The following is a 19,790-nucleotide window of genomic DNA, read 5'->3' on the forward strand; positions in this document are numbered from 1 at the left end:
TTGGGTCGCAGCCCAAGGTCGATCACTGCTGCCCTGGCATCTCGGTATTTTCTTGCGGGTTCTTTTTAACGCCGGGCGCGGGTGATGTCTCGGCGGGGGCATTGCCGCCTTGGTTCTGTTCCGGGGTGCGCTTTACTGGCGATGTCTGCCACGATCCGCCTGAAAGGGGTATGAACACAAAGAAGGCTAGCAGTGCGACGAAGATCACAGCCGCAATGACGACGCCCCACCCGAGTACATTTCGGGTGCCACGCTGTTCTTCCTTCCGGGACACATGCTCCGTCATCACTGGACTCCTTTGTGTCGTTCGATGAAGTACAAATTTATCGTGCAGATCGACCGCACGGTCTGCTCTTCCCCGGCGCCGGCCACCGGCACAGCTGAAGAAAGCTGAAGCTAATCTTCTCCAGCTTTTCGGCTGCCTGGTTTGGCGACCCGCTTTGGCGTTTCCGGCACTGCCGGTTTCTGCTCGGGTGCAGGCGGATTGACCGCCTCATGCGCCAAACGGGCTTTGCGCAATCGCGCCGTTTTCTCTTCCCGCGCTTTACGCTCGGCTTCCATTACTCCTTGTGCGTAGAGGGTGGCTCGTGCGTCTCTGTCGTTTGCGGATCCACTGGCCGCCATAGTCAGCCCTCCGCCTTGTAATTTCTTGCTTCCTTCTTGGCGCCGTCTTTGCCGTGCTCGGCTGCAAGCTCTTTGGCCTGCCCGGGTGACACGTCGGTGACTTCGGCCAACTTGATTGCCTCTTTTTCAGAGAGATCACTGTCCTTTCGCGTGGGGTTCCTTGTCATCGCAGATCTCCTATCAGAGCCCAAACGACCGGACCGGCGGTGTGTTCCGTGGAACCTTCGATAGTCCACCGATTGAGGCGGGCTATCGCGCTTCCGGCAACGAGCGAAAAGTTTCTGATGCGGGCTGACAAGGTACATGATCAGCTTCAAGGCCTTTCGAACTGCTAGGCCAGCCGGGTTATTGCCGGGCTATGACCGTGTGGGACGCGTGACACACGGACGGATTCAGGCATCGATGCCAGGCGCTAGTTCTCGCCCGCGAGCGTGGCGAGAAATCCGCCGCCATTCTGCTGCGTCATTGCGCCTGATGCGCTTGAGCAGTGCACTATGCCTTGCAATTCTTTCCTCAAGCGGCATCGCGAGCGCTTTTGCGATCGCATCGGCAACCTCGTCGACCGCATACGGGTTCACGATCAAGGATTCGGCAAGTTCTTCAGCCGCACCTGCAAAACGCGACAAAATCAGCACTCCGGGGTCGGCTTCGTCCTGCGCGGCTATGTATTCCTTGGCGACGAGGTTCATTCCGTCACGCAGGGGCGTGACCAATCCGACCTGGCTAGCGCGCAACAGGCCAGCAAGCCGAGAGCGTGATACGGCACGGTGGATGTAGCGGATCGGGGTCCAAGCCAAATCCGCGTATCTTCCGTTGACCGCGCCGGCGGTTGCTTCAAGCTGGGCCCGGATGTCGGCATAGGCGCTGACCTCCTCGCGCGTCGGCGACGCAATCTGCAAATAGGTTGCCGCCCGCTCGTGTTCCGGATGCCTTTCCAAAAGACGCGCGAAAGCCTCCATGCGGCCGGGAAGACCTTGGAGTAGTCCAGCCGATCGACGCCGATGATTTGCTTGAGACCCAGAATCTGGCGGCGCATGGAATCGATCTGCACATCCTCCGCCGCCTCATTGGCCATGCGTGCGATTGAATCGACGTCGATGCCGATCGGAAAACACCTCGACAACACCGTGCGGCCGTTCATCTCAGCCGAACCATTGATATCAAAAGTAATGGAGTTGGCCGCCTGCACTGAGCGCCGGAAATTCCCCACGTCCGTTTCGGTCTGGAACCCCACGACGTCATATTGAAGCAGGTCATCGATGAGTTCTTCATGGTCGGGCGTGGCTACAAACAGGTCAGGCGGCGGGAACGGTATGTGAAGAAAGAAACCGATCCGATTCCGGACTCCCAGCCGCCGCAACTGGGCGGCCAAGGGGATAAGGTGGTAGTCGTGAACCCACACCAGGTCGTCGTTGCCCGACAGCAGTCCTGCGAGCGCCTTCGCGAACCGCGCATTGATCTGCCGGTAGGCGTGTAGAAACTCTGCCCGGTGGTTCACCAGGTCGAGTCGGTAATGAAAAAGCGGCCACAGCGTGCTGTTGGCATAGCCATTGTAATAGAGCGAATACTCCTCATAGGGCAGGGTAAGCGCAGCCGTCTCGATCTTTCCCACGCGTTCCAAGCGGATCAGCGGTTCGTCGCTCGCGGCGTAGTCCTGATACTCAGCGCTTGCTCCTAGCCACAGGCCTCCACGCTCGGCCAACGCATCCCCGATGCCTACAGCAAGTCCGCCGGCTTGCGACAGATCGCGAATGCTCCCCAGCCTATTCGAGACGACAACCAGACGACGCGGGATGGCGCGATCGCCAGTTAGCTCAGCCTCCCCACCTAAGGCGTCGCGCTCAAGGGGATCACCAACCGTTTGCGAGGCCTCGTTGAAAATTTCATCCGGTCGCTGCAACAAGAGCAAATCCTGAGCGTGAAGATCGCTTGGGGAACGGTCCGCGCGTGCGATTGTTCCCGACGTAAGTGTCCAGCCGGACTCGCTGGATCACATTCTCGGCCCGCTCGGCGCCTTTTTCAGCGGCTCTCGCAGGATCGTCGTCGGACGCACCGGTGATGAGACCCCGATCCAGCACGCCGAGCAGCCGCTTTGGCGACGGCCGGACTTACCGCTTTGGTATTCATGCTGCCGGATCCCCTGCCCTGTCATATCAACTCCCCACCTTGGCAAAAGCCCCAACTGACCAAACGGTCAGTCCACCTCGATTACCTTGCGCGTCGGCTTTCGTTGGCGGGGCGGCTGCTTTGCGGCTACGGGCGCCGGCGGGGTCTGCGCTATCGATGCCTCCAACAACTGTCGCTGTTCTCTAAGCCGCGCCGTCTTGGCTTCCCTGGCATGCCGCTCCGCTTCCAACAGCAACTTGGCTTCTCGATCCGCCCTCTCGATCTTTTCCCTGTCGATGCGTCGTGTTTTCAAGGTCGCCTCCTTTGGTCAGACGGCGAACAAAGTGCGGACCTGAAAAAATGTTCCCAACAAACTAAGGCCTGATCTGCCTCAAATGATATTGACGAGCAACGTGCAAGTTGCGCGCATCTGCGGCTCTGTGACGTCCAAAGGAACTGCTTGCCGTTCGCGGCGTTACGCCACCAAGCTGGCCGGAAGACTACCATGGACGACAAACCACGAACGACGATCAGAAAACCGGCCCGGATTGATCGAGGGCATTGCTTTTGCGGAGCCATCACAGCTGAATTCAGTGGCGATCCCTTTTGGATTTGTTTCGACCACGACGATGACTGCCGACGAGCGATCGGCAGCCCACTGACGATCTGGATTGGCTATCGTCCAGATCAGGTCCATTGGCTCGGCCCAAAACCAAAAACATTCTCGAAAACCAGGGGCGTCGTGCGCTCCTTCTGTTCGGAATGTGGCACCTCGATTGGGTACACCGATGAAGGCTTGCCAAACGAGTTCTACATCTCGATCGGATTCATGGACGCGCCCGAGAAGTTCCATCCCCAAGCTCAAGCCTGTTGGGAAATGCGGCTGCCGTTTATCAGGATGGATGACGGTTTGCCTCGCGTCGAGGGCTACACCCGGGCGCGCGACCCCACCCAGGGCAATCCCAGAGACCGGTGAGGCAGGAGGCTGGATCCGGGCGTCAGCGCCAGGGCTGGCGGATCCTGAACGGCGGCCGAACCATTGGAATGAGAGAAATGTCCAAACGGACAAATGCCCGAAACCAATTTCACCGGGGTGGGTTGAAGATGGACATGCGGGACTTGTTTTCACAGTCTGACGACAAAGAAGCGGATGTTTGAAGGATTCAAGCTAGAGACCGTGGATCTGCCCGAGTCCTCACTGAGAGTCAGGTATGGAGGTTCAGGCCCGCCGCTTCTTTTGCTGCATGGCCATCCTCGGACGCACGTTACCTGGCACCGGGTAGCCCCACTTCTCGCCGCCGACCACACAGTTGTCTGCCCCGATCTGAGGGGCTTTGGCCGGTCCTCGGTACCGGCGGACGCCGTAGACCATGCTGGATCCTCCAAGCGTGCCAAGGCCAGGGACTGCATCGCTCTCATGCGACATCTCGGCTTTGGCCGGTTTGCGATCGCAGGCCATGACCGCGGCAGCTACACAGCGTTCCGAGCAGCGATGGATCACCCGTCAGCGATCAGCCATCTGATCGTCATGGATAGCGTCCCTATCCTGGAAGCCCTCGAACGCTGCGACGCCCGCTTTGCGAAGCTCTGGTGGCACTGGTTCTTTTTTGCACAGCCGGACAAGCCCGAACGCGCAATCATGGCCGATCCTGACGCGTGGTATGGCGGCTCAGCCGAGTCCATGGGGGCTGAGGCCTATGTCGACTACAAGGACGCAATCCACGATCCGAATGTTGTTCACGGCATGCTTGAAGACTATCGGGCAGGTCTGGCCATCGATCAATTGCACGATATCGATGACAGGAAAGCTGGTCGCCGGGTCGCGTGCCCGACCTTGGCGCTCTGGTCCGCCCGCGATGACCTTGAGGCACTCTACGGCAACGTGCTCGATGTTTGGCGACCCTGGACCACCGAACTGAAGGGCCAACCGATCGAAAGCGGACATCATATGGCCGAAGAAGCAGCCGAGGCGGTAGCCGCAGCTGTCATGGCGTTCTTGCGCGAACCGACGTCGTCATGCGGCGAGCTTTGCTGAACCAATCCGTTTGATGGCACTGCTGATCGACCGTTCGCCATCATCGTAGTCAGCCCAGGCGATGGTCTTTTTGAGGTGGCCCGGAACCGTGCGAACGGTGTATTTTTTCGGATCGAGATCCGCCTTCACCTGACTCCAGGTCAGCGGCATGGATACAGTCGCGCCTTCCCTGGCGCGAGGGGAGAGAGGGGCGACGGCTGTCGCCATGCGATCATTCCTGAGATAGTCGAGAAAAATCCGGGATGTCCGCAGCTTCTTGGCCATGTTGACGAGGTAGAGATCGGGGCTGTCTGCCGCCATCTGCATGCAGACGGCCTTTGCGAAGGCCTTGGCCTCGGCCCATATCGTCTTGCTGCGTTGGGCCGTCAATGGCGTCACGACATGCAAGCCTTTGCCGCCCGTGGTTTTGCAGAAGCTCGCCAAGCCCAGATCTTCGAGACGATCGCGCATTTCCTTGGCTGCCGCGACCACCTTCGCAAAAGGGACTTCCGGACCGGGGTCAAGGTCGAAGACAAGTCGGCCAGGTATTTCGGGATGACCCGGCTGGCAATTCCAGGGGTGAAGCTCAAGGCCGCCTATCTGGGCGATCGCGGCCAGACCCTCGACGCGGTCGATTTGCAGATACGGTTTGTGATCGCCGAAGACTTTTACCAGTTCCAGCAGATTGGATGTGCCTGGCATTGCGTGGCGCTGGAAAAACTGCTCGCCGGCGTAGCCATCCGGCGCGCGCACGAGTGAACAGGGACGACCTTTGATATGTCTGATCATCCAGGGGCCAACGGTCTCGAAATATTCTGCAAGATCGAGCTTGTCGACGGGCTGACCGTCGCCGGCATTCGGCCAAAGCGGCTTGTCCGGCTTGGAAATGATGACGCCCATGACAACCGGGCTTTTTCCTGTCTTGCCAGTCACCTTGGCAGGGTCGGCAATCGGCGTCTCTTGAGGATCAGCTGGACGCTCGGCCTCGACGTCTTTTGCGGGCTTGTCTTCACGCAGGCCTTTGAAGGCGGCCTGCCGGATATTGCCACCCCCGGTCCAGCCGGCGAACTCGATTTCCGCGACCAATTCCGGCTTCGTCCAGAAGACGGTTGAATTCCTTTTCGGTGCGCCATCGCCGGTAAACGGCGACGTCGCGGCTTTCATCTCCTGCAGCCTGGGCATCAGCTGCTTGACCTTTGCCTCGCTGAATCCGGTCCCCACACGGCCGATATAGGCGAAATGTTCACCGCGATTGACGCCGACGAGCAATGACCGGAATTTGCCGTTGGTCGTCGACCAGCCGCCGATGACCACCTCATGCCCGGCGCGGCATTTCGATTTGGCCCAGGTGTCGGTCCTCCCCGAAACATAGGTTGCATCGGCCCTCTTGGAGACAATCCCCTCAAGCGAAAGGCGACAGGCAGAACGCAGCACCGCGTCGCCGCCATTGCTGAAGTGCTCGACATAGCGGATGAGATTTTGCGCGCCGCGATCGACTTCGCCGAGCATCTCGCTCAGACGTTCCTTCCGTTGTGAGAGAGGCATCTTTCGCAGATCGACGCCATTTGCGAAGAGCAGGTCAAAAGCAAAGTAGATCAGGTCTTTCGTCCGGCGCTCCGACAGCGCCGCCTGCAGTGCGGCAAAATCGGGCGCGCCGTTCTCGCCAAGCGCTACGATCTCGCCGTCGATGATGACGTTGGGGAGGCTGGCGGCCTCCTTTGCGATGGCGCCAAATTTCTCCGTCCAGTCAAGACCCTTGCGGGTCTTAAGGGCGATGTCCTTGTCTTCCACGCGCAACTGGACGCGATAACCGTCAAACTTGATTTCGTGAACCCAGTTCGTCCCGGCCGGCGGCCGGGAAAGCGTTGCGCAAAGCTGTGGTGGGATGAAGTCGGGCATCTTCGCCGCTGAGGCACCAGCGGCTCGCTTCGGCCGCGGAGCAGGCTTTGCCGACTTGGCGGCGCGCTTGTCGGCATGGCCGCGCTTGCTGTCCCAAACGGCATCCGCATCGGCCGACGATGAACCTTTGATCATGAACGGCTTCGGACCTGCCCCCTTTCCCGCTGCAATCCTTTCCATGCTCCGACCGGAGGCGACGGATCGGTTTTGAGCCAGCACCGCATCGCCATTGCCCTCTGTCGCGTATTTGTCGCGGTGTTTGATCAGCAGCCAGTTGGTCCGCTTCCCGCCATTGCGGTCATGCTTCATGCGCACGAGGACGAAGCTTCCATGCAGGCGCTTGCCCTGCAGCGTGAATTTCAGGTCGCCTTTTTCCAACGCCTTTTCGGGAGACATGGCGCCTTCCGGTTCCCAATATCCGCGATCCCACAACTGCACCGTGCCGCCACCATATTGTCCTTTGGGAATTGTGCCTTCGAAGTCGCCGTACTCCAGCGGGTGGTCCTCAACCTCCACGGCAAGTCGTTTGTCGTGAGGATCCAGTGATGGACCTTTGGTCACAGCCCATGATTTGAAGACCCCGCCAAGCTCGAGGCGAAGATCATAGTGCAGCCGCGTGGCCGCGTGTTTTTGGATGACAAACCGAAGTCGATTCGAACCCGCAATCGAGCTTTCGCCGCTGGGCTCTTTCGTCTTCGCGAAATCCCTTTTGGCCCGGTAGGTTGAAAGCTCGCCCGTTTTCATGGAAGTGCCCCGACTAATGACGCAACGCCGGGACTCAACGCAGTGGGTGAGATTTGGTTCGGTTCATAGCCGAGACGACGCCGATGCTGCTTTCCGCTTCATAGTGGCATCGGCGTCAAATGAGGCCTTCACGGAGACTACAGGTGTCGTCACCGCTGACGTTAAGGTTCCTTGGTTTGCCCAACCATTTTTGCAAGCTCTGAAAATGGTGGGATGTCCAGTTCGCCTTGCGCGTTGTTTGCGATCTGCAGAAGCCGGATCGGGAAGCAGATCGCGTCACGGTTGGCCGGTGACATGTCTTCGTAGGTCCGCTCGTCACCTGTCATGGACGCCTCTGCCTTTCGCAGGGCGGTATCGATCTCGTCAATTGACAGCAGACCTTTGTGAACGAGCAGGTTGTTGATTGACGCGACCGCCATCATCAACCCTTCAAGCTGAAGATTGGCAACGTTCATGGCTTGACCGTGTTTCCGCCGCCCGGCCTCGCCGGGGCGTTCTGGCCATCGGATTGGTGCGTCTTGTCATCCACCTCATTGACTGGCCGCGTCAGACCGACCCCACTCTTGGGTTTCTTGTTGCCGGCCGCATCCTGAGAGAACGCATCCGAAGGATCAGGACCTGTTCTAGCCGGGTACTTCGTTGCGCCGGTCTCGCGACGGTTTTCATTATCAGGCATTTTTGATCACTCCAATCGGATGACCGATAACCACTACGAGCCCGGCGAGTTCCGGCGCCGCATGGAACATTTCTGGCCGTTCGTGCAGAGACAAGCGGGCGTGTCTCGGCATCGCGCCTCGCGCACTGGCGGCAGGTCTCGCTTTCGTTGCCGACAGCACTAGGTTGCTCGTTGAGGCAAAAGGAATTCCCCATGCGGGTGGCACGCGAAGCCTGGGTTCTTGGCAAGGAGAGCATCCTCGGATTCATCAACGACAATGCCCTCAGCCACGGTGCGGCGATGGCGTTCTATGCCGTTACGTCCCTGGCCCCGATCTTGTTGATCGTTGTTGCGATTGCTGGACTTGTCTTTGGGCATGAAGCAGCTCAACTCGCTCTGTCGGCCGAAATCGCAGGCGTGATGGGATCGCAAACCGGCGACCTTCTGCGCAGCACCATCGAAAGCGCTTCTCACAGAACCGCCGGCACTGTTGCCACCTTGGTGGGCATCGTCACCCTCTTCGTGACAGCCTCCGGGGTGTTTGGCGAAATGCAGCTTTCGCTCAACACAATCTGGAAGATTGACCCACCACCCATGTCTGTGTCGCGATTGGTGCGGGCGCGGGCGGCCAGCCTGGGTCTGGTTGCAGCGTTGGGATTTCTACTGCTTGTGTCGTTGGCGGCGAGTGCCGCCATTTCCGCGCTTGGCGCTGTCATCAACGCCCATCTGCCGTTCGGCACGATCATTCTCGCGTCGATAAACGGCATTGTATCATTCGTGCTGATTTCCGCTCTGTTTGCCGCGATCTTCAAGATCCTGCCGGACCGGTCGCTCGCTTGGCGCGATGTCGCAATTGGCGCGGCAGTGACCGCTTTGCTCTTCACCATCGGCAAGTCGCTGATTGGCTGGTATATCGGAACCAGCGCGATTGCATCCTCCTATGGCGCGGCGGGTGCACTGCTGGTCGTGCTGCTTTGGGTTTACTATTCGTCTGAGATATTCCTGCTCGGCGCCGAGTTCACGCGGGCCTATTCCGTCCGTCTCGGCAGTCGGTCCGACCTTCAACCGATAGTGGAGGCAGAGAGCCCGTCGCGACAGACATCGAACCTTGGACCAACCATCCAACGCGAGGTGCAGGCCTGGATTGTGATCACGGGTTTGCTGACCTTCGTGGCGACACGGGTCTGGCCATCGCGGCGATCTTAGCTGCGTCCCACCAATTCTGTTTCTTTGGAACGCAACCCGGACACCGGAATTGCATAGGAACAGGAGGTTGCCCATGCCAAATTCCGCTTTGAGACGACAGTATCCGGCCAGACTACCGCTCTCGAGGAAGAGCTAGCGAGTGCGGAGATGGCCAGTCCGAGAGCAATAGAGATGGCGCGCGTAGCGGTGGCGGCGGATCCTGGGTCAGGAACCAAGCAATCGGGATCGACTATCAAGGTCTACGATGAAGCCGGATACCTGGTCGCCACAGTCAATTTTTCCGACGTGTTGCCGAGTGATCCGGACGCCGGACAGCATGGGATTGGCGACGCGGTTGTCGAAGAACCGGGTGTGATGCGGTCTGGCTGACCCGTGGTAGATCAGGGTTTCACGTTTCGCTCACGCGATCCCCGGCAGGGCAATTCGCTGAGATCGCGAGGTCCTCGGCCATCATCAGATGCTAGAGCTGAGATTCGATCGGGAGGTGACGGACGAAGACCGCCAGGATACGGCGAAAAAATCCGGCTTCTGGTTCATGCGTATAGTCCTGAATCTTGCCTTCGCCGCATCCATGCCAATGCAGAACATTGTGCTTCAGTTCGAGCCGATAGCTTGTTTCCGGAGATATTTCCGATTGGAATCGATGCCGCAGCTCGGCGACCAATTTCGGATCCTCAAACAGCACGCCCATTTCCGAGTTCAAGGACACTGACCGTGGATCGAAATTGAAGGAACCGACGAAGCCGATATTGTCGTCGACGGTGAAAGCTTTCGTATGCAGACTGGCGCCCTTCGAGCCAAACACCGAGATTGCGGAGCGCCGGTTGAACGGCTGAAGCTCGAAAATATTGACGCCATTCCTCAGCAGCCGCTTGCGATAATTTGCGTAAGCGCCATGGACTGCGGCGACGTCCGTGGCGGCCAGGGAATTGGTCAGAACCGAAACGTCAACACCGGCGCCGACAAGGTCCAGCAAGATCGCTGTGCCCCTTTTGCCGGGGATGAAATAGGGCGACACAATTTCCAGACACCCGCGCGTGGATTGGATGATCGGACGCAGCTCTTTCATAAGCCAGCTGCGACGTCTCCAACCACGAACCTTCTCCGGCGGATCGGAAATGACCCGCACGCCATCCACCCAATGAACGTCGTTGCTGGCCGCAATAAACTCCGTGATCGAGCCCCGGTTGCCGATGCCGTTCAAGAATTTGGGATCGGGGCCGGTATCGCTTCCTTCAAGCCATTTGGCATGCTCATGCTCAGCCACTGATCCCAAGGTTTTGATTGGCTTGGCTTCATTGCAAGCCCAGAAGGCATCGAATATCGCCGCGGTTTGCCGTACCGCAGGCCCCAGGAGCAGCAGATCGAGGTCCCGGAAATTGGTTTCTGCCGCATCGAAATAGGCATCGCCAACATTCCGACCGCCGACAATGGCAAATTTGTCGTCAACGATCCAAGCCTTGTTGTGCATCCGTCGCGTCAATGCAAAGAGCCGCAACAGCACTTCCACACCACGCATGATCCGGCCGCGCCTGATACCGCTCGGATTGAACAACTTCAATTCGATGTTTGGATGGTTGTTCAGCGCCAGATATGCCGCATCATTTTTACGCGGATTGACGTCGTCAAGGAGCATGCGCACCCGAACACCGCGCTCAGCAGCTCGAAAAACCTCGCGAAGCAGCAAGCGGCCGGTGTGGTCATCATGCCAAAGGTAATACATCAGGTCGAGGCTGCGCTCAGCGCTCCTTGCCGCCAGCACGCGCACAGCGAAAGCGTCATAATTGTCCGAGACAAGCAGCAAGCCGCTCTTGCCGGTTTTGATGTTGTCGTCTGCGGTTCGCGAAAGTGATACGTCCATAAAAATTGCCACCTTTGGACGGTGCTCGCTGCCATCCCGCTCAAATCATAGCTAGAACCATTCTGAGGTATTCTGGTTGCATACGCATTGTCCAATCACCCAATTGCTGGATGCAAGCAGGGCCAGCAATCAAGCGGCTGCAGAGCGGTCAGGAGGCTTGAGAGGCGTTGCCCCGACTGCTCTGCTGCCGCCGCGGAACTTGCGTCTCCTGCAGTCGGACCGCACGACCGTTGGCGGGAGCCCGATGGCGTGCGCCCCGCCGCGGCTCTTCGACGAGAATGACGTGGTCGTTGTTCTCAGTGAAGCGCAGGACCCTTTAAATTTAGATATCTCCATTATCCCGGAACCGGGTTCGGGTTTCCGAGTTAAGAAAATGCTCGCGACGGGCAATTTTCAACAGAGGAGACGGCACAATGCCCACTGCCAAGAAAGCCAATGGCAACAACAAGGACCTGGAGGACCTTTTCCTCGATGGCCTCAAAGACATCTACTATGCCGAGAAGAAAATTCTGAAAGCCTTGCCGAAGATGGCCAAAGGCGCATCCGAAGAGCAAGTTTCGGCAGCATTCGAGAAGCACCTAGCTGAAACCGAGGGGCAGGTCGAACGTCTGGAGGAGGTCTTCGAGATTCTCGGCGCGGCCGCGCGCGGCAAAACCTGCCCGGCGATCGACGGCATCCTGGAGGAAGGATCTGAAATCCTTCAGGAGTACAAGGGTTCGACTTCGCTCGATGCAGGGCTCGTCGGTGCCGCGCAAGCCGTGGAGCACTATGAGATTGCCAGGTATGGAACCCTGATTGCCTGGGCTACGACGCTCGGCAAGGATGACGTGGTTGCGCTCCTCAATGCGACACTTGAGGAGGAGAAGGCCACCGACGAGGCGCTGACTGCCCTCGGTGAAGCCGGCGTCAACGAACGAGCGGCAGAACGGAAAGCGGCTTGATTGATCGCCTACCCAACCGCCTCGGCGACCTATGTGCCGAGGCGGTCCCGGGAGATGAAGGACATGATCACGCATATCTACAAAGGACTGGAATGTTTCCTGCTTGAGTGTTCGGCCGCGCTGGTCAGGCGCCGCGCCCTTGGTGGTTCGCGCAGCGATCCTCGGCAGTTGCGAGAACAGCGCAGAGATGAGTTCAGGGCCCGCAAAGGCGCCGAATGAGCGCCAAGATGGAGAGTCGGATGGGCTTCTTTGGAAAATATTTCTCAGGACTGTTGAGCAAGAAATCGACTGACGGCAAGGGGAGCGGCGATATGCGTAAAGCTACCGGCGCGGGTCCGGCGATTGCCGCGCATTCCAAAGATGCAAAGACATCCGCTGCTTCCGGTCAAAGCACCAATGCTTCGAGCAAAAATGCAGATGGACGATGACAAAAGGCAAGATTTGGCTACCGACCCTATGTCGCATCGAAGCGGCGCAAAGACGTTAAATCGTCGAGATGACCCGCATCGCAACCTTCAACGTCAATGGCGTCAACGGCCGACTGCCAGTGCTTCTCAAGTGGCTTAGCGAAACCGGCTATGACATCGTCTGCCTTCAAGAACTGAAGACCTCTGACGAAAAATATCCCGTCGATGCGATTAGAAACGCCGGCTATGGCGCAATCTGGCACGGACAGAAGTCCTACAATGGCGTGGCAATCCTCGCTCGCGGGATTGAGCCGCTGGAACGTCGTCGAGGTCTGCCGGGCGATCCCGACGATTCGCACAGCCGCTACATCGAGGCAGATGTGAATGGGCTTGTTGTCGGCTGCCTGTATTTGCCCAATGGCAATCCAGCGCCGGGGCCGAAGTTCGACTACAAACTTCGCTGGTTCCAACGTTTGATCACCTATGGCCAGGTGCTGCTCGGCGATAGCTCACCGACCATCCTGTGCGGCGACTATAACGTCGTTCCAGGCTCGATCGACGCGGCGGTGCCGGGGCGCTGGGTTGGCGATGCCGTTTACTTCCCCGAGAGCCGGAGCGCGTACGCCGAAATGCTTGCTCAGGGCTGGATCGATGCCGTCCGTCGCATTCATCCAGAAAAGGGAATTTACACCTATTGGAACTTCTCCTACCGCGGCGGGTACGATCGGAGTTCCGGGCTCCGGATGGACCATCTCTTGCTGAGTTCATCCCTATTGGATCGCCTGAAGAATGCCGGAGTAGATGCCGAAACGCGTGCATGGGACAAGCCGAGCGATCATGCGCCAGCCTGGATAGAACTTGATTGAGCTTCCTCGGCAAGGAGCCTGAAGACCTGGTGGCGCTCCTTCGTGATTAGATTTGGCCGCATGTCTATCGCCAACAATGAGGACTGCCGGCGCCAAGCGATTCAAAGGACGCAATGATGACAAACACTCAAAAGGAAGCTGAACTGATTGCGCGCCTTGCACGCCAGCATGGCGTCACTGATGGCGCTGTCATGGCTGTCCTTGAGGCGTTGCGGCGTGGTGGTGGAACCATGGCCCAGTTCAGCCACGTCGACTTCGGAGGAATGTCACAATGGTCCTCCGGCATGACGATGGTCGGCGACATGTTCGATGACAGCCTCAAGGCGAAGCTCAACACTATCGCGGCGGAGCTCTCGGCCTACCTGCGCGATCATCCCGCCAAGCCACAACGCGACGACACGAGCTATCGTTCTGCAGCTATGGCCCACGCCGGCTCATGGTGGCCTGAGGAGTTTGGGAGCCCATCTGCCGCTGGTTCTCAAAACAATATGCGCTACGCAGCGTTTCCTGAGCAAAGCCGCCTGGTCATCGACGATCATGGAAAGATGGAGATTTATGACACAGGCGACCATCGCATATCCGGTGTTTCGCAGAGCCAGAGCACGGACTCCACCCTGACCTTTGTCAGCCAGCACGGCGTGGTCCGCGTATCTGATCTCAAGCGCGTATCTGCGACGTAGGTCAGGGCCGCTTCAATGCAGACAGTCACGCTCATCGGCTATCTCGCGACCGTCTGCTCGATGAGCAGTTTCACCCCGCAAGCCTGGAAAATCATCAGGACACGAGAGACAAGCGGCATCTCCGCACCGATGTATGCCATCACTGTGTTGGGCTTCGCCTTGTGGCTGGCCTTCGGCATCATGAAGGCAGAGTGGCCGATCATAATCACGAATGGCGTCTGTCTCCTGCTGTCAGCCTTCATTCTCACAATGACAGTCCTGCCGCAGGCTGAGAAAGACGCAGTTGCCAAGGCTTTCGACCCCGACGACTAAAGCGCGTCGCGTTTGAACGGACTCAGAAAACGCGCGCTTTGGGTCTTTGTTTTATGCATCTCGTCGTCTCAAAACCGGAGCCACTTTTGAGCGACATGCATTAGCGCTTCCAACTTTTCAGAAGCGGACCTTGGCTACCATATGCAGGATCCTTGCGCGGACGCCCCACCTTGGGGATGGTTGCGAGCGCATCGCTATGCTGATCCTTGCTCCTACATTCGTCATAAGTCCCAAACGGAGGATACGCGCCGACAACCAAAAAATCATCGGATGCCGAGAGGCATTGGTGCCCGGTGCCTGCCGGGAGGACCGCGACGTCGCCAGCCTTCAGCGACAGCGTTCGTCCTTTCTTGCCCCCAAACCGGACTTCAGCATTTCCGCGGGCAATGCCCAGAACCTCGTGTATTTGCGAATGATAGTGAACGTAATCATAGATGCCGTTTCGCCAGCTATCGCCCCATCCGTTTGCATCGAAAAGCACCTCCATGACGGCTGCGGGATCAAGTCCTTCGGGCAATTCGACGGCGCCTCGATAAACGACGAGCGGCCATGCTGGATTATTGGGTACAAGTCCATCATCCTTGAACCAGAACTCATTCGACTTTCGCTGCCTCACAAATCCGGCGACAGCTTGCTTGCGCGGTCTTGCGAAACCGGTGACGTTCTCGATCACTTTCTTGCTGGTTTCCAAAATGCTCATCGACGCTGCCTCTAAAGCAGAGGTTAGTTTAGCCGCTCGCTCAGAGCTCGACCTTTGCGTTGTCGCCCACATTCGGCTTGGCGCCGGTAACGGCCGCAAACACCATCGTTGCGGTAGCCATCATTAGCCCCGGGCTGTCCCACAATTCGCCTTCCTCGGGTTTCACCGTTATCAGACGAATCTCGGGATCATCGGCATTATCCCACCAGGCTGAGTCAGTTTTCTCCCAGAGCTCGGCGATCTTTTCCCTGTCATTTGTCACTGTGGCCGGGCCTGACATCGTGACGTATTTGTAGTGGCTGTTGTCACTCCAGGCCAATGTGACCTTTGGATAGGTCGACAGCTGCTTGCTCTTGGCGCTGTCGTCATTGACGAGGAAGTATATGGCGTTTTCCTCACGGACCACACGCGCAGATAGCGGACGGGCTCGATTGTACTCGCCGTCCCAGGTCACGAACATGCAGACGTCAATGTTTTCGGCGAGTTCCCAGATGCGGTCTGTTGCCTCGGCGGGCGTGAGGTCCGTCTGCTGCTCTCGGCGGTTAGCCATAAGATGTCCTCCTGCGGGTGAATATCCTTGCTGACAACTCACGTCCCGCCACGACGTTCCAACTCACTGGTTCCTTCGACCTGCTAAGCGGCGGTGGAACTTTCGAAATTGCCGGAAGTTTGGATGGCAAACGCGAGGCCATGATGGCGGACAAGACGCTTCGAACATCAAAACGGACACCCGAGCAGGACGCAAAGGGTCAGTCGGAAAAGGACCACAAGGGCGGCGGAAGCGATGGCGTCGCCAGCGCCGATCCGCGGGTGATCTCCGGCAAAAAAGACGGCGACGCGACATTCCCTGTCAAGGGACCGAAGAAATAGCTATGAGCTCATTGGCAGGGCATCTGGCGGTGTCATCAATGCCACGGAGAAAATTGACGAACGGCTCAAGTCATTTCGCTAAAAGCGACAGAGTTAGGGCCGGCCTTCCCGACTTGCCGCCCGCCAAGTGCGATCGCGGCAATCGTCAATCCGCATCGGCCATGTCGTGTCTCCTACTGCGTCGGATGACACTTTACTTGCCGTCACCGACGCGGATCACCTTCAACCCTCAGGAGTTTCATGGCCGCATGACGCGCATCGGCCTCAAGGCGCTAATGGCAGCCTGGAAATCACGCGACCTTTGAAAAGAGAGCGACGTCGCATCTGGCTAAACCATAGCGCCATCGGTGATCGGTTGTGGCAACCCGGCTCTGGTAGAACAGTGAAAGCTGACTGCCATCGATCATCACCGTCGAGTGGCCGTTCTCGCCCGGTTGACCTGGCTCCAACACCGGGCCGATCGAAACGTAAGGCCCGCTGACCTCGTCGGCGATGGCAAAAAACACCCGTTGCCGGTTTCCCCGAAGGCCATTCGGAAGAAAGCAGGTGGCGTTGAGAAGCACCCGGCCGTCCGGCAGCTCGATCAGTTGCGCGCCCTCAATGCCCCATTCGTAGTCGGGATCATCTCTGGTGTTATGGTGGGGAACATCGTTGTGGTCGAGGATTTTGCCGATCCGCTTCCACGGACCGAACCACGAGTCGGACTGGCTACGTGCCAGATAGATGTCGGGCTGAGGCACCCTCGTGAATTTTGGCATAGCCGAATAAACCAGGTAGCGCCCACCTCCAATGACTGCTGGATGCGGATCGTAAATGCCGTCCTCTTCCGTGTCCGGGATGGCCAGAATGGCCGGACTGAGGACTACCCAATGGAACCCGTCGTTGGAAACCGCATGCTCGCAACGGCCACCCGACTTCATGAATTCCGTCTGGATGAACATGTGGAAGACGCCGCACTCGTGGGTCACACCGGGAGCCGCAACACCAGTACCGTTGATTGGAAGTTCGATCGGCTCATGCTCGGCCCACGGCCCATAAAGATCGGGCGCCGTGGCATGCAAGATTCTCCACGTCTCGGTGGTGACCGTGCCGCTTGACCCGAAGACGTGCCAGACACGGCCATCGAAGACAGGACACGGGTCCTTGAGATCATCCACGCTTTGCGGATGAAACAGTGGAAAAACGTTGGTTTCAAAGTTGATGTTCATGTCAGCCCCGGAATTCGCCTCGGCAGTCGGAGACGCGCAGAGATACAGGCGAATCATTGATGTTAGGCACATTCTATAGCCAACGAGTTCAACGCAAATACGGCAATGCCGCTGTCCACCAGCATTCCTCGTTCAACCACGCTTTCAATGGCGGCCGGGTTCCGACAGCCGCCCTCGCCTCCGCACCCAGATCCCGCTTCGTGCGTGGACCAAGCGGGCGACCGGGCCTTCTTCATTTCAGTTGGAACAACTCACCTGATCGAAAGTTAGGAGCTGGAACTAAGTAGTTCTCTCCATTCGCGATTAACAAATGTTAATCGTAACATAAATAGTGTCACAGAGGGAGTATGTCAATGGAAGCGGCCTTTGGTGGGGTAACCGGCAGTCAATATGTTCGTCGCGAAAATATACTGGTTTGCTTCTCCCACTTACGATGGAATTTTGTTCACCAGCGTCCGCAGCATCTCCTCACCCTTGCATCCGCTCAGCAGCGAGTGGTCTATTTTGAAGAACCCGTTTTCGAAGAATTGCCGCAGCCGCTGATGCGGACGAGCGTGGCATCGGAAAACATTCTGATTGTCACACCAGTGCTGCCGCTTGGCACGTCGGCCGCGAAAGCAGATGCCGTCCAGCGGAGATTTGTGCAGCAGACCATCGCTTCTATGCCGCATAGCCGGCTGATCGCCTGGTACTACACCCCAATGGCTCTTCGCTTTACGGAATTCCTCGACCCAGACATATGCGTCTATGACTGCATGGACGAACTCTCTGCGTTCAGGAATGCGCCCCCCGAGCTGGGCCAGATGGAAAAGGCGCTTCTTCGCCGCGCGGATCTCGTTTTCACCGGTGGTCTGAGCTTGTTCGAGACCAAGCGTCACCTCCATCCCGCCATCTTTCCATTTCCGAGCAGCATCGATGTGAGGCACTTTCACACCGCAAGACAGCCAGGAAGGGACCCAGCCGACCAGGCGGGCATTCCTTCCCCGAGGGTTGGATATTTCGGCGTCATCGACGAGCGGCTGGACGTCGGTCTCGTGGCGCTAGCGGCAAAGACAATGCCGGACGTGCATTTCGTCATGCTCGGTCCGGTCGTCAAGATCGACCCTGCAAGCCTGCCGCAAGCCGAAAACCTTCATTGGCTTGGGCCGAAAGCCTACTGCGATCTGCCCGACTATTTGCGCCATTGGGACGCCGGATGGATGCCGTTTGCCCTCAACGAGGCGACGCGTTTCATCAGCCCGACCAAGACGCCGGAATTCCTCGCCGCGGGTCTGCCGGTGATCTCGACGGCAATCGTCGACGTGGTGCGCAGTTACGGTGCTGCCGGGCTGGTGGAAATCGCCGACTGTGACGATCTGGAAATCAAGCTGCGCTCCGTCCTTTCGCGACCGCGTCAGATGCTCCTGCAGCAAGTCGATGCCTATCTTGCGGACATGTCCTGGGAACGGACATGGAATGCCATGGCAGCTCACATCGAGCGCGCCTATCAACGCAAGAAGGTCGTGCCCCTTCGCAGGAGTGCATAGCCATGTTCGATTGGCTGATCGTCGGCGCGGGTTTCGCCGGCAGCGTGCTTGCCGAAAGGATAGCGTCGCAGCGTCAAGAAAGCGTTTTGCTGATCGATCGCCGCAGCCATGTGGGAGGCAACGCCTACGACTGCTACAATGAAGCCGGCATCCTCATCCATCGCTACGGCCCGCACATCTTCCACACCAACAGCCAAACGATCGTGGACCACCTTTCGCAGTTCACGCAATGGCGGCCGTACGAGCACAGGGTGTTGGCGGCCGTGGACGGGCAACTGGTTCCCATCCCGATCAATCTCGACACCATCAACCGGCTTTACGGGCTGGACCTGACCTCGGCACAGCTGGAGGATTTCTTCGCGTCGCGACGCGAAACGGTGGAGGATGTCCGAACGGCTGAGGACGTCGTCGTCAGCACCGTGGGGCGCGAGCTCTATGAAAAATTCTTCCGCGGCTACACTAGAAAGCAATGGGGCGTCGATCCCAGTCAGCTGAGCAAATCCGTCACGGCACGAGTGCCGACCAGGACCAACCGTGACGACCGCTATTTCAGCGACAGCTTCCAGAAAATGCCGGCCGGCGGGTACACGCGGATGTTCGAACGCATGCTCGATCATCCAAACATCAAGATCATGCTGCAGACCGACTTCCGTGAAATTCGTGAGAAGATACCGTTCAGGCGCATGGTTTATACCGGCCCGATCGATGAATATTTCGGCTGGCAGCTCGGGCACCTTCCGTACCGTTCGCTTCGTTTCGAGCACGTTACACTGGATTGCGAGCAATTTCAGCCGGTTGCCGTGGTCAATTATCCCCAGACGGAGGATTACACGCGCATTACCGAGTACAAACATCTGACCGGCCAGCAGAGTTCGCGGACCAGCCTGACCTACGAATACCCCACGGACATCGGGGACCCGTACTATCCCGTGCCCCGGCCCGAAAACGAAGTGCTCTATAAGCGCTATGAAGCGCTCGCGGCAAGCTGCTCAGACGTGTGGTTTGTCGGTCGGCTTGCAACTTACCGCTATTACAACATGGACCAGGTAGTCGGACAGGCTCTGGCCACTTTCGCGCGCATCCAAAAAAGCCTCCCGGCCTGGGCACGCACGGAGGAGCCGTTGTTGGCCGAGCCGAGAAGATAGTTTCTTCCAAGACGGAAGATCGGGCG

21 protein-coding genes and 1 pseudogene are annotated in these 19,790 nt (G+C 58.2%); 12 read left to right on the forward strand and 10 right to left on the reverse strand.

All coding sequences use genetic code 11. The features are described from left to right. Nucleotides 1-22: 22 nt before the first annotated feature. The 3 genes and pseudogenes from NKI05_RS16115 to NKI05_RS16125 all read right to left on the reverse strand — a co-directional run bounded on the left by NKI05_RS16115 (nt 23) and on the right by NKI05_RS16125 (nt 3,043). Entirely contained in the window at nt 23-286 is a 264-nt protein-coding gene (locus NKI05_RS16115) for a hypothetical protein (protein WP_023681159.1), read from the reverse strand. Between the two features lie 730 nt (nt 287-1,016). Continuing rightward, nucleotides 1,017-2,533: pseudogene (locus NKI05_RS16120) on the reverse strand (alpha,alpha-trehalose-phosphate synthase (UDP-forming)). Nucleotides 2,534-2,818: 285 nt separating this feature from the next. Further along, nucleotides 2,819-3,043, reverse strand: a complete 225-nt coding sequence (locus NKI05_RS16125) for a hypothetical protein (protein WP_023668054.1) — start codon at nt 3,041-3,043, stop codon at nt 2,819-2,821. A 192-nt stretch (nt 3,044-3,235) separates the two neighbouring features. Between NKI05_RS16125 and NKI05_RS16130 the strand changes: the two genes are divergently transcribed. After that, on the forward strand, nt 3,236-3,706 hold the full coding sequence (locus NKI05_RS16130) for a GFA family protein (protein WP_050594101.1): 471 nt from the start codon (nt 3,236-3,238) through the stop codon (nt 3,704-3,706). 174 nt (nt 3,707-3,880) lie between these two features. After that, complete coding sequence (locus NKI05_RS16135) at nt 3,881-4,765, forward strand: alpha/beta fold hydrolase (protein WP_023736055.1); 885 nt, start codon at nt 3,881-3,883, stop codon at nt 4,763-4,765. On the opposite strand, the gene ligD is transcribed toward NKI05_RS16135, so the two are convergent. The 3 genes from ligD to NKI05_RS16150 all read right to left on the reverse strand — a co-directional run bounded on the left by ligD (nt 4,745) and on the right by NKI05_RS16150 (nt 8,063). Continuing rightward, on the reverse strand, nt 4,745-7,387 hold the full coding sequence (ligD, locus tag NKI05_RS16140; RefSeq protein WP_352792653.1) for a DNA ligase D: 2,643 nt from the start codon (nt 7,385-7,387) through the stop codon (nt 4,745-4,747). The two genes, NKI05_RS16135 and ligD, sit on opposite strands and share 21 nt — an antisense overlap. Nucleotides 7,388-7,548: 161 nt before the next feature. Continuing rightward, nucleotides 7,549-7,842 carry a hypothetical protein gene (locus tag NKI05_RS16145; RefSeq protein ID WP_023687836.1) on the reverse strand — a complete coding sequence of 98 codons (294 nt, stop codon included), beginning with the start codon at nt 7,840-7,842 and terminating at the stop codon, nt 7,549-7,551. After that, entirely contained in the window at nt 7,839-8,063 is a 225-nt protein-coding gene (locus NKI05_RS16150) for a hypothetical protein (protein WP_155921617.1), read from the reverse strand. The genes NKI05_RS16145 and NKI05_RS16150 overlap by 4 nt, the downstream gene beginning before the upstream one ends. A 192-nt stretch (nt 8,064-8,255) precedes the next feature. On the opposite strand from NKI05_RS16150, the gene NKI05_RS16155 reads away from it, so the two are divergent. Together NKI05_RS16155 and NKI05_RS16160 are read left to right on the forward strand one after the other, a co-directional pair. Then, nucleotides 8,256-9,248, forward strand: coding sequence for a YihY/virulence factor BrkB family protein (locus tag NKI05_RS16155; RefSeq protein ID WP_023700031.1), 993 nt, complete (start codon nt 8,256-8,258; stop codon nt 9,246-9,248). Nucleotides 9,249-9,419: 171 nt separating this feature from the next. After that, a complete protein-coding gene (locus NKI05_RS16160) occupies nt 9,420-9,617 on the forward strand; it encodes a hypothetical protein (RefSeq protein WP_023700030.1) in 198 nt (65 codons plus the stop codon). Between the two features lie 91 nt (nt 9,618-9,708). Here the strand turns inward: NKI05_RS16160 and NKI05_RS16165 are convergent, their stop codons facing one another. After that, entirely contained in the window at nt 9,709-11,109 is a 1,401-nt protein-coding gene (locus NKI05_RS16165; protein WP_023700029.1) for a phospholipase D family protein, read from the reverse strand. 413 nt (nt 11,110-11,522) lie between these two features. Between NKI05_RS16165 and NKI05_RS16170 the strand changes: the two genes are divergently transcribed. From NKI05_RS16170 to NKI05_RS16190, 5 genes are all read left to right on the forward strand, one after another. Next, nucleotides 11,523-12,050, forward strand: a complete 528-nt coding sequence (locus NKI05_RS16170) for a YciE/YciF ferroxidase family protein (protein ID WP_023681150.1) — start codon at nt 11,523-11,525, stop codon at nt 12,048-12,050. Between the two features lie 215 nt (nt 12,051-12,265). Continuing rightward, nucleotides 12,266-12,478, forward strand: a complete 213-nt coding sequence (locus tag NKI05_RS16175; RefSeq protein WP_245259911.1) for a hypothetical protein — start codon at nt 12,266-12,268, stop codon at nt 12,476-12,478. A gap of 68 nt (nt 12,479-12,546) precedes the next feature. Next, a complete protein-coding gene (xth, locus tag NKI05_RS16180) occupies nt 12,547-13,323 on the forward strand; it encodes an exodeoxyribonuclease III (RefSeq protein ID WP_023815890.1) in 777 nt (258 codons plus the stop codon). 116 nt (nt 13,324-13,439) lie between these two features. Next, entirely contained in the window at nt 13,440-14,003 is a 564-nt protein-coding gene (locus NKI05_RS16185; RefSeq protein ID WP_027048655.1) for a hypothetical protein, read from the forward strand. Nucleotides 14,004-14,018: 15 nt separating this feature from the next. Beyond that, on the forward strand, nt 14,019-14,315 hold the full coding sequence (locus tag NKI05_RS16190) for a SemiSWEET family sugar transporter (RefSeq protein ID WP_023687830.1): 297 nt from the start codon (nt 14,019-14,021) through the stop codon (nt 14,313-14,315). Between the two features lie 100 nt (nt 14,316-14,415). Here the strand turns inward: NKI05_RS16190 and NKI05_RS16195 are convergent, their stop codons facing one another. Together NKI05_RS16195 and NKI05_RS16200 are read right to left on the reverse strand one after the other, a co-directional pair. Next, nucleotides 14,416-15,015, reverse strand: a complete 600-nt coding sequence (locus NKI05_RS16195) for a cupin (RefSeq protein ID WP_023739554.1) — start codon at nt 15,013-15,015, stop codon at nt 14,416-14,418. Between the two features lie 40 nt (nt 15,016-15,055). Further along, entirely contained in the window at nt 15,056-15,565 is a 510-nt protein-coding gene (locus tag NKI05_RS16200; RefSeq protein ID WP_023739555.1) for a pyridoxamine 5'-phosphate oxidase family protein, read from the reverse strand. A gap of 17 nt (nt 15,566-15,582) precedes the next feature. On the opposite strand from NKI05_RS16200, the gene NKI05_RS16205 reads away from it, so the two are divergent. After that, complete coding sequence (locus NKI05_RS16205) at nt 15,583-15,885, forward strand: hypothetical protein (protein WP_155929678.1); 303 nt, start codon at nt 15,583-15,585, stop codon at nt 15,883-15,885. A gap of 290 nt (nt 15,886-16,175) precedes the next feature. Here the strand turns inward: NKI05_RS16205 and NKI05_RS16210 are convergent, their stop codons facing one another. Beyond that, complete coding sequence (locus tag NKI05_RS16210) at nt 16,176-17,093, reverse strand: glycoside hydrolase family protein (RefSeq protein ID WP_023700021.1); 918 nt, start codon at nt 17,091-17,093, stop codon at nt 16,176-16,178. A 353-nt stretch (nt 17,094-17,446) separates the two neighbouring features. On the opposite strand from NKI05_RS16210, the gene NKI05_RS16215 reads away from it, so the two are divergent. Both NKI05_RS16215 and glf read left to right on the forward strand, forming a co-directional pair. Beyond that, nucleotides 17,447-18,619 carry a glycosyltransferase family protein gene (locus tag NKI05_RS16215; protein WP_031205617.1) on the forward strand — a complete coding sequence of 391 codons (1,173 nt, stop codon included), beginning with the start codon at nt 17,447-17,449 and terminating at the stop codon, nt 18,617-18,619. 2 nt (nt 18,620-18,621) lie between these two features. Next, nucleotides 18,622-19,764 carry a UDP-galactopyranose mutase gene (glf, locus tag NKI05_RS16220; protein ID WP_023815893.1) on the forward strand — a complete coding sequence of 381 codons (1,143 nt, stop codon included), beginning with the start codon at nt 18,622-18,624 and terminating at the stop codon, nt 19,762-19,764. Nucleotides 19,765-19,790 lie beyond the last annotated feature (26 nt).

Source organism: Mesorhizobium sp. M0771 (assembly GCF_040320155.1).
Taxonomy (GTDB): Bacteria; Pseudomonadota; Alphaproteobacteria; order Rhizobiales; family Rhizobiaceae; genus Mesorhizobium.

What these genes read in the sequence shown, in the direction of transcription:
- NKI05_RS16115 (WP_023681159.1), bottom strand. Translation starts at nt 286, where the DNA reads ATGACGGAGCATGTGTCCCGGAAGGAAGAACAGCGTGGCACCCGAAAT.
- NKI05_RS16130 (WP_050594101.1), top strand. Translation starts at nt 3,236, where the DNA reads ATGGACGACAAACCACGAACGACGATCAGAAAACCGGCCCGGATTGAT.
- NKI05_RS16135 (WP_023736055.1), top strand. Translation starts at nt 3,881, where the DNA reads ATGTTTGAAGGATTCAAGCTAGAGACCGTGGATCTGCCCGAGTCCTCA.
- ligD (WP_352792653.1), bottom strand. Translation starts at nt 7,387, where the DNA reads ATGAAAACGGGCGAGCTTTCAACCTACCGGGCCAAAAGGGATTTCGCG.
- NKI05_RS16145 (WP_023687836.1), bottom strand. Translation starts at nt 7,842, where the DNA reads ATGAACGTTGCCAATCTTCAGCTTGAAGGGTTGATGATGGCGGTCGCG.
- NKI05_RS16150 (WP_155921617.1), bottom strand. Translation starts at nt 8,063, where the DNA reads ATGCCTGATAATGAAAACCGTCGCGAGACCGGCGCAACGAAGTACCCG.
- NKI05_RS16155 (WP_023700031.1), top strand. Translation starts at nt 8,256, where the DNA reads ATGCGGGTGGCACGCGAAGCCTGGGTTCTTGGCAAGGAGAGCATCCTC.
- NKI05_RS16160 (WP_023700030.1), top strand. Translation starts at nt 9,420, where the DNA reads ATGGCGCGCGTAGCGGTGGCGGCGGATCCTGGGTCAGGAACCAAGCAA.
- NKI05_RS16165 (WP_023700029.1), bottom strand. Translation starts at nt 11,109, where the DNA reads ATGGACGTATCACTTTCGCGAACCGCAGACGACAACATCAAAACCGGC.
- NKI05_RS16170 (WP_023681150.1), top strand. Translation starts at nt 11,523, where the DNA reads ATGCCCACTGCCAAGAAAGCCAATGGCAACAACAAGGACCTGGAGGAC.
- NKI05_RS16175 (WP_245259911.1), top strand. Translation starts at nt 12,266, where the DNA reads ATGAGCGCCAAGATGGAGAGTCGGATGGGCTTCTTTGGAAAATATTTC.
- xth (WP_023815890.1), top strand. Translation starts at nt 12,547, where the DNA reads ATGACCCGCATCGCAACCTTCAACGTCAATGGCGTCAACGGCCGACTG.
- NKI05_RS16185 (WP_027048655.1), top strand. Translation starts at nt 13,440, where the DNA reads ATGACAAACACTCAAAAGGAAGCTGAACTGATTGCGCGCCTTGCACGC.
- NKI05_RS16190 (WP_023687830.1), top strand. Translation starts at nt 14,019, where the DNA reads ATGCAGACAGTCACGCTCATCGGCTATCTCGCGACCGTCTGCTCGATG.
- NKI05_RS16195 (WP_023739554.1), bottom strand. Translation starts at nt 15,015, where the DNA reads ATGAGCATTTTGGAAACCAGCAAGAAAGTGATCGAGAACGTCACCGGT.
- NKI05_RS16200 (WP_023739555.1), bottom strand. Translation starts at nt 15,565, where the DNA reads ATGGCTAACCGCCGAGAGCAGCAGACGGACCTCACGCCCGCCGAGGCA.
- NKI05_RS16210 (WP_023700021.1), bottom strand. Translation starts at nt 17,093, where the DNA reads ATGAACATCAACTTTGAAACCAACGTTTTTCCACTGTTTCATCCGCAA.
- NKI05_RS16215 (WP_031205617.1), top strand. Translation starts at nt 17,447, where the DNA reads ATGGAAGCGGCCTTTGGTGGGGTAACCGGCAGTCAATATGTTCGTCGC.
- glf (WP_023815893.1), top strand. Translation starts at nt 18,622, where the DNA reads ATGTTCGATTGGCTGATCGTCGGCGCGGGTTTCGCCGGCAGCGTGCTT.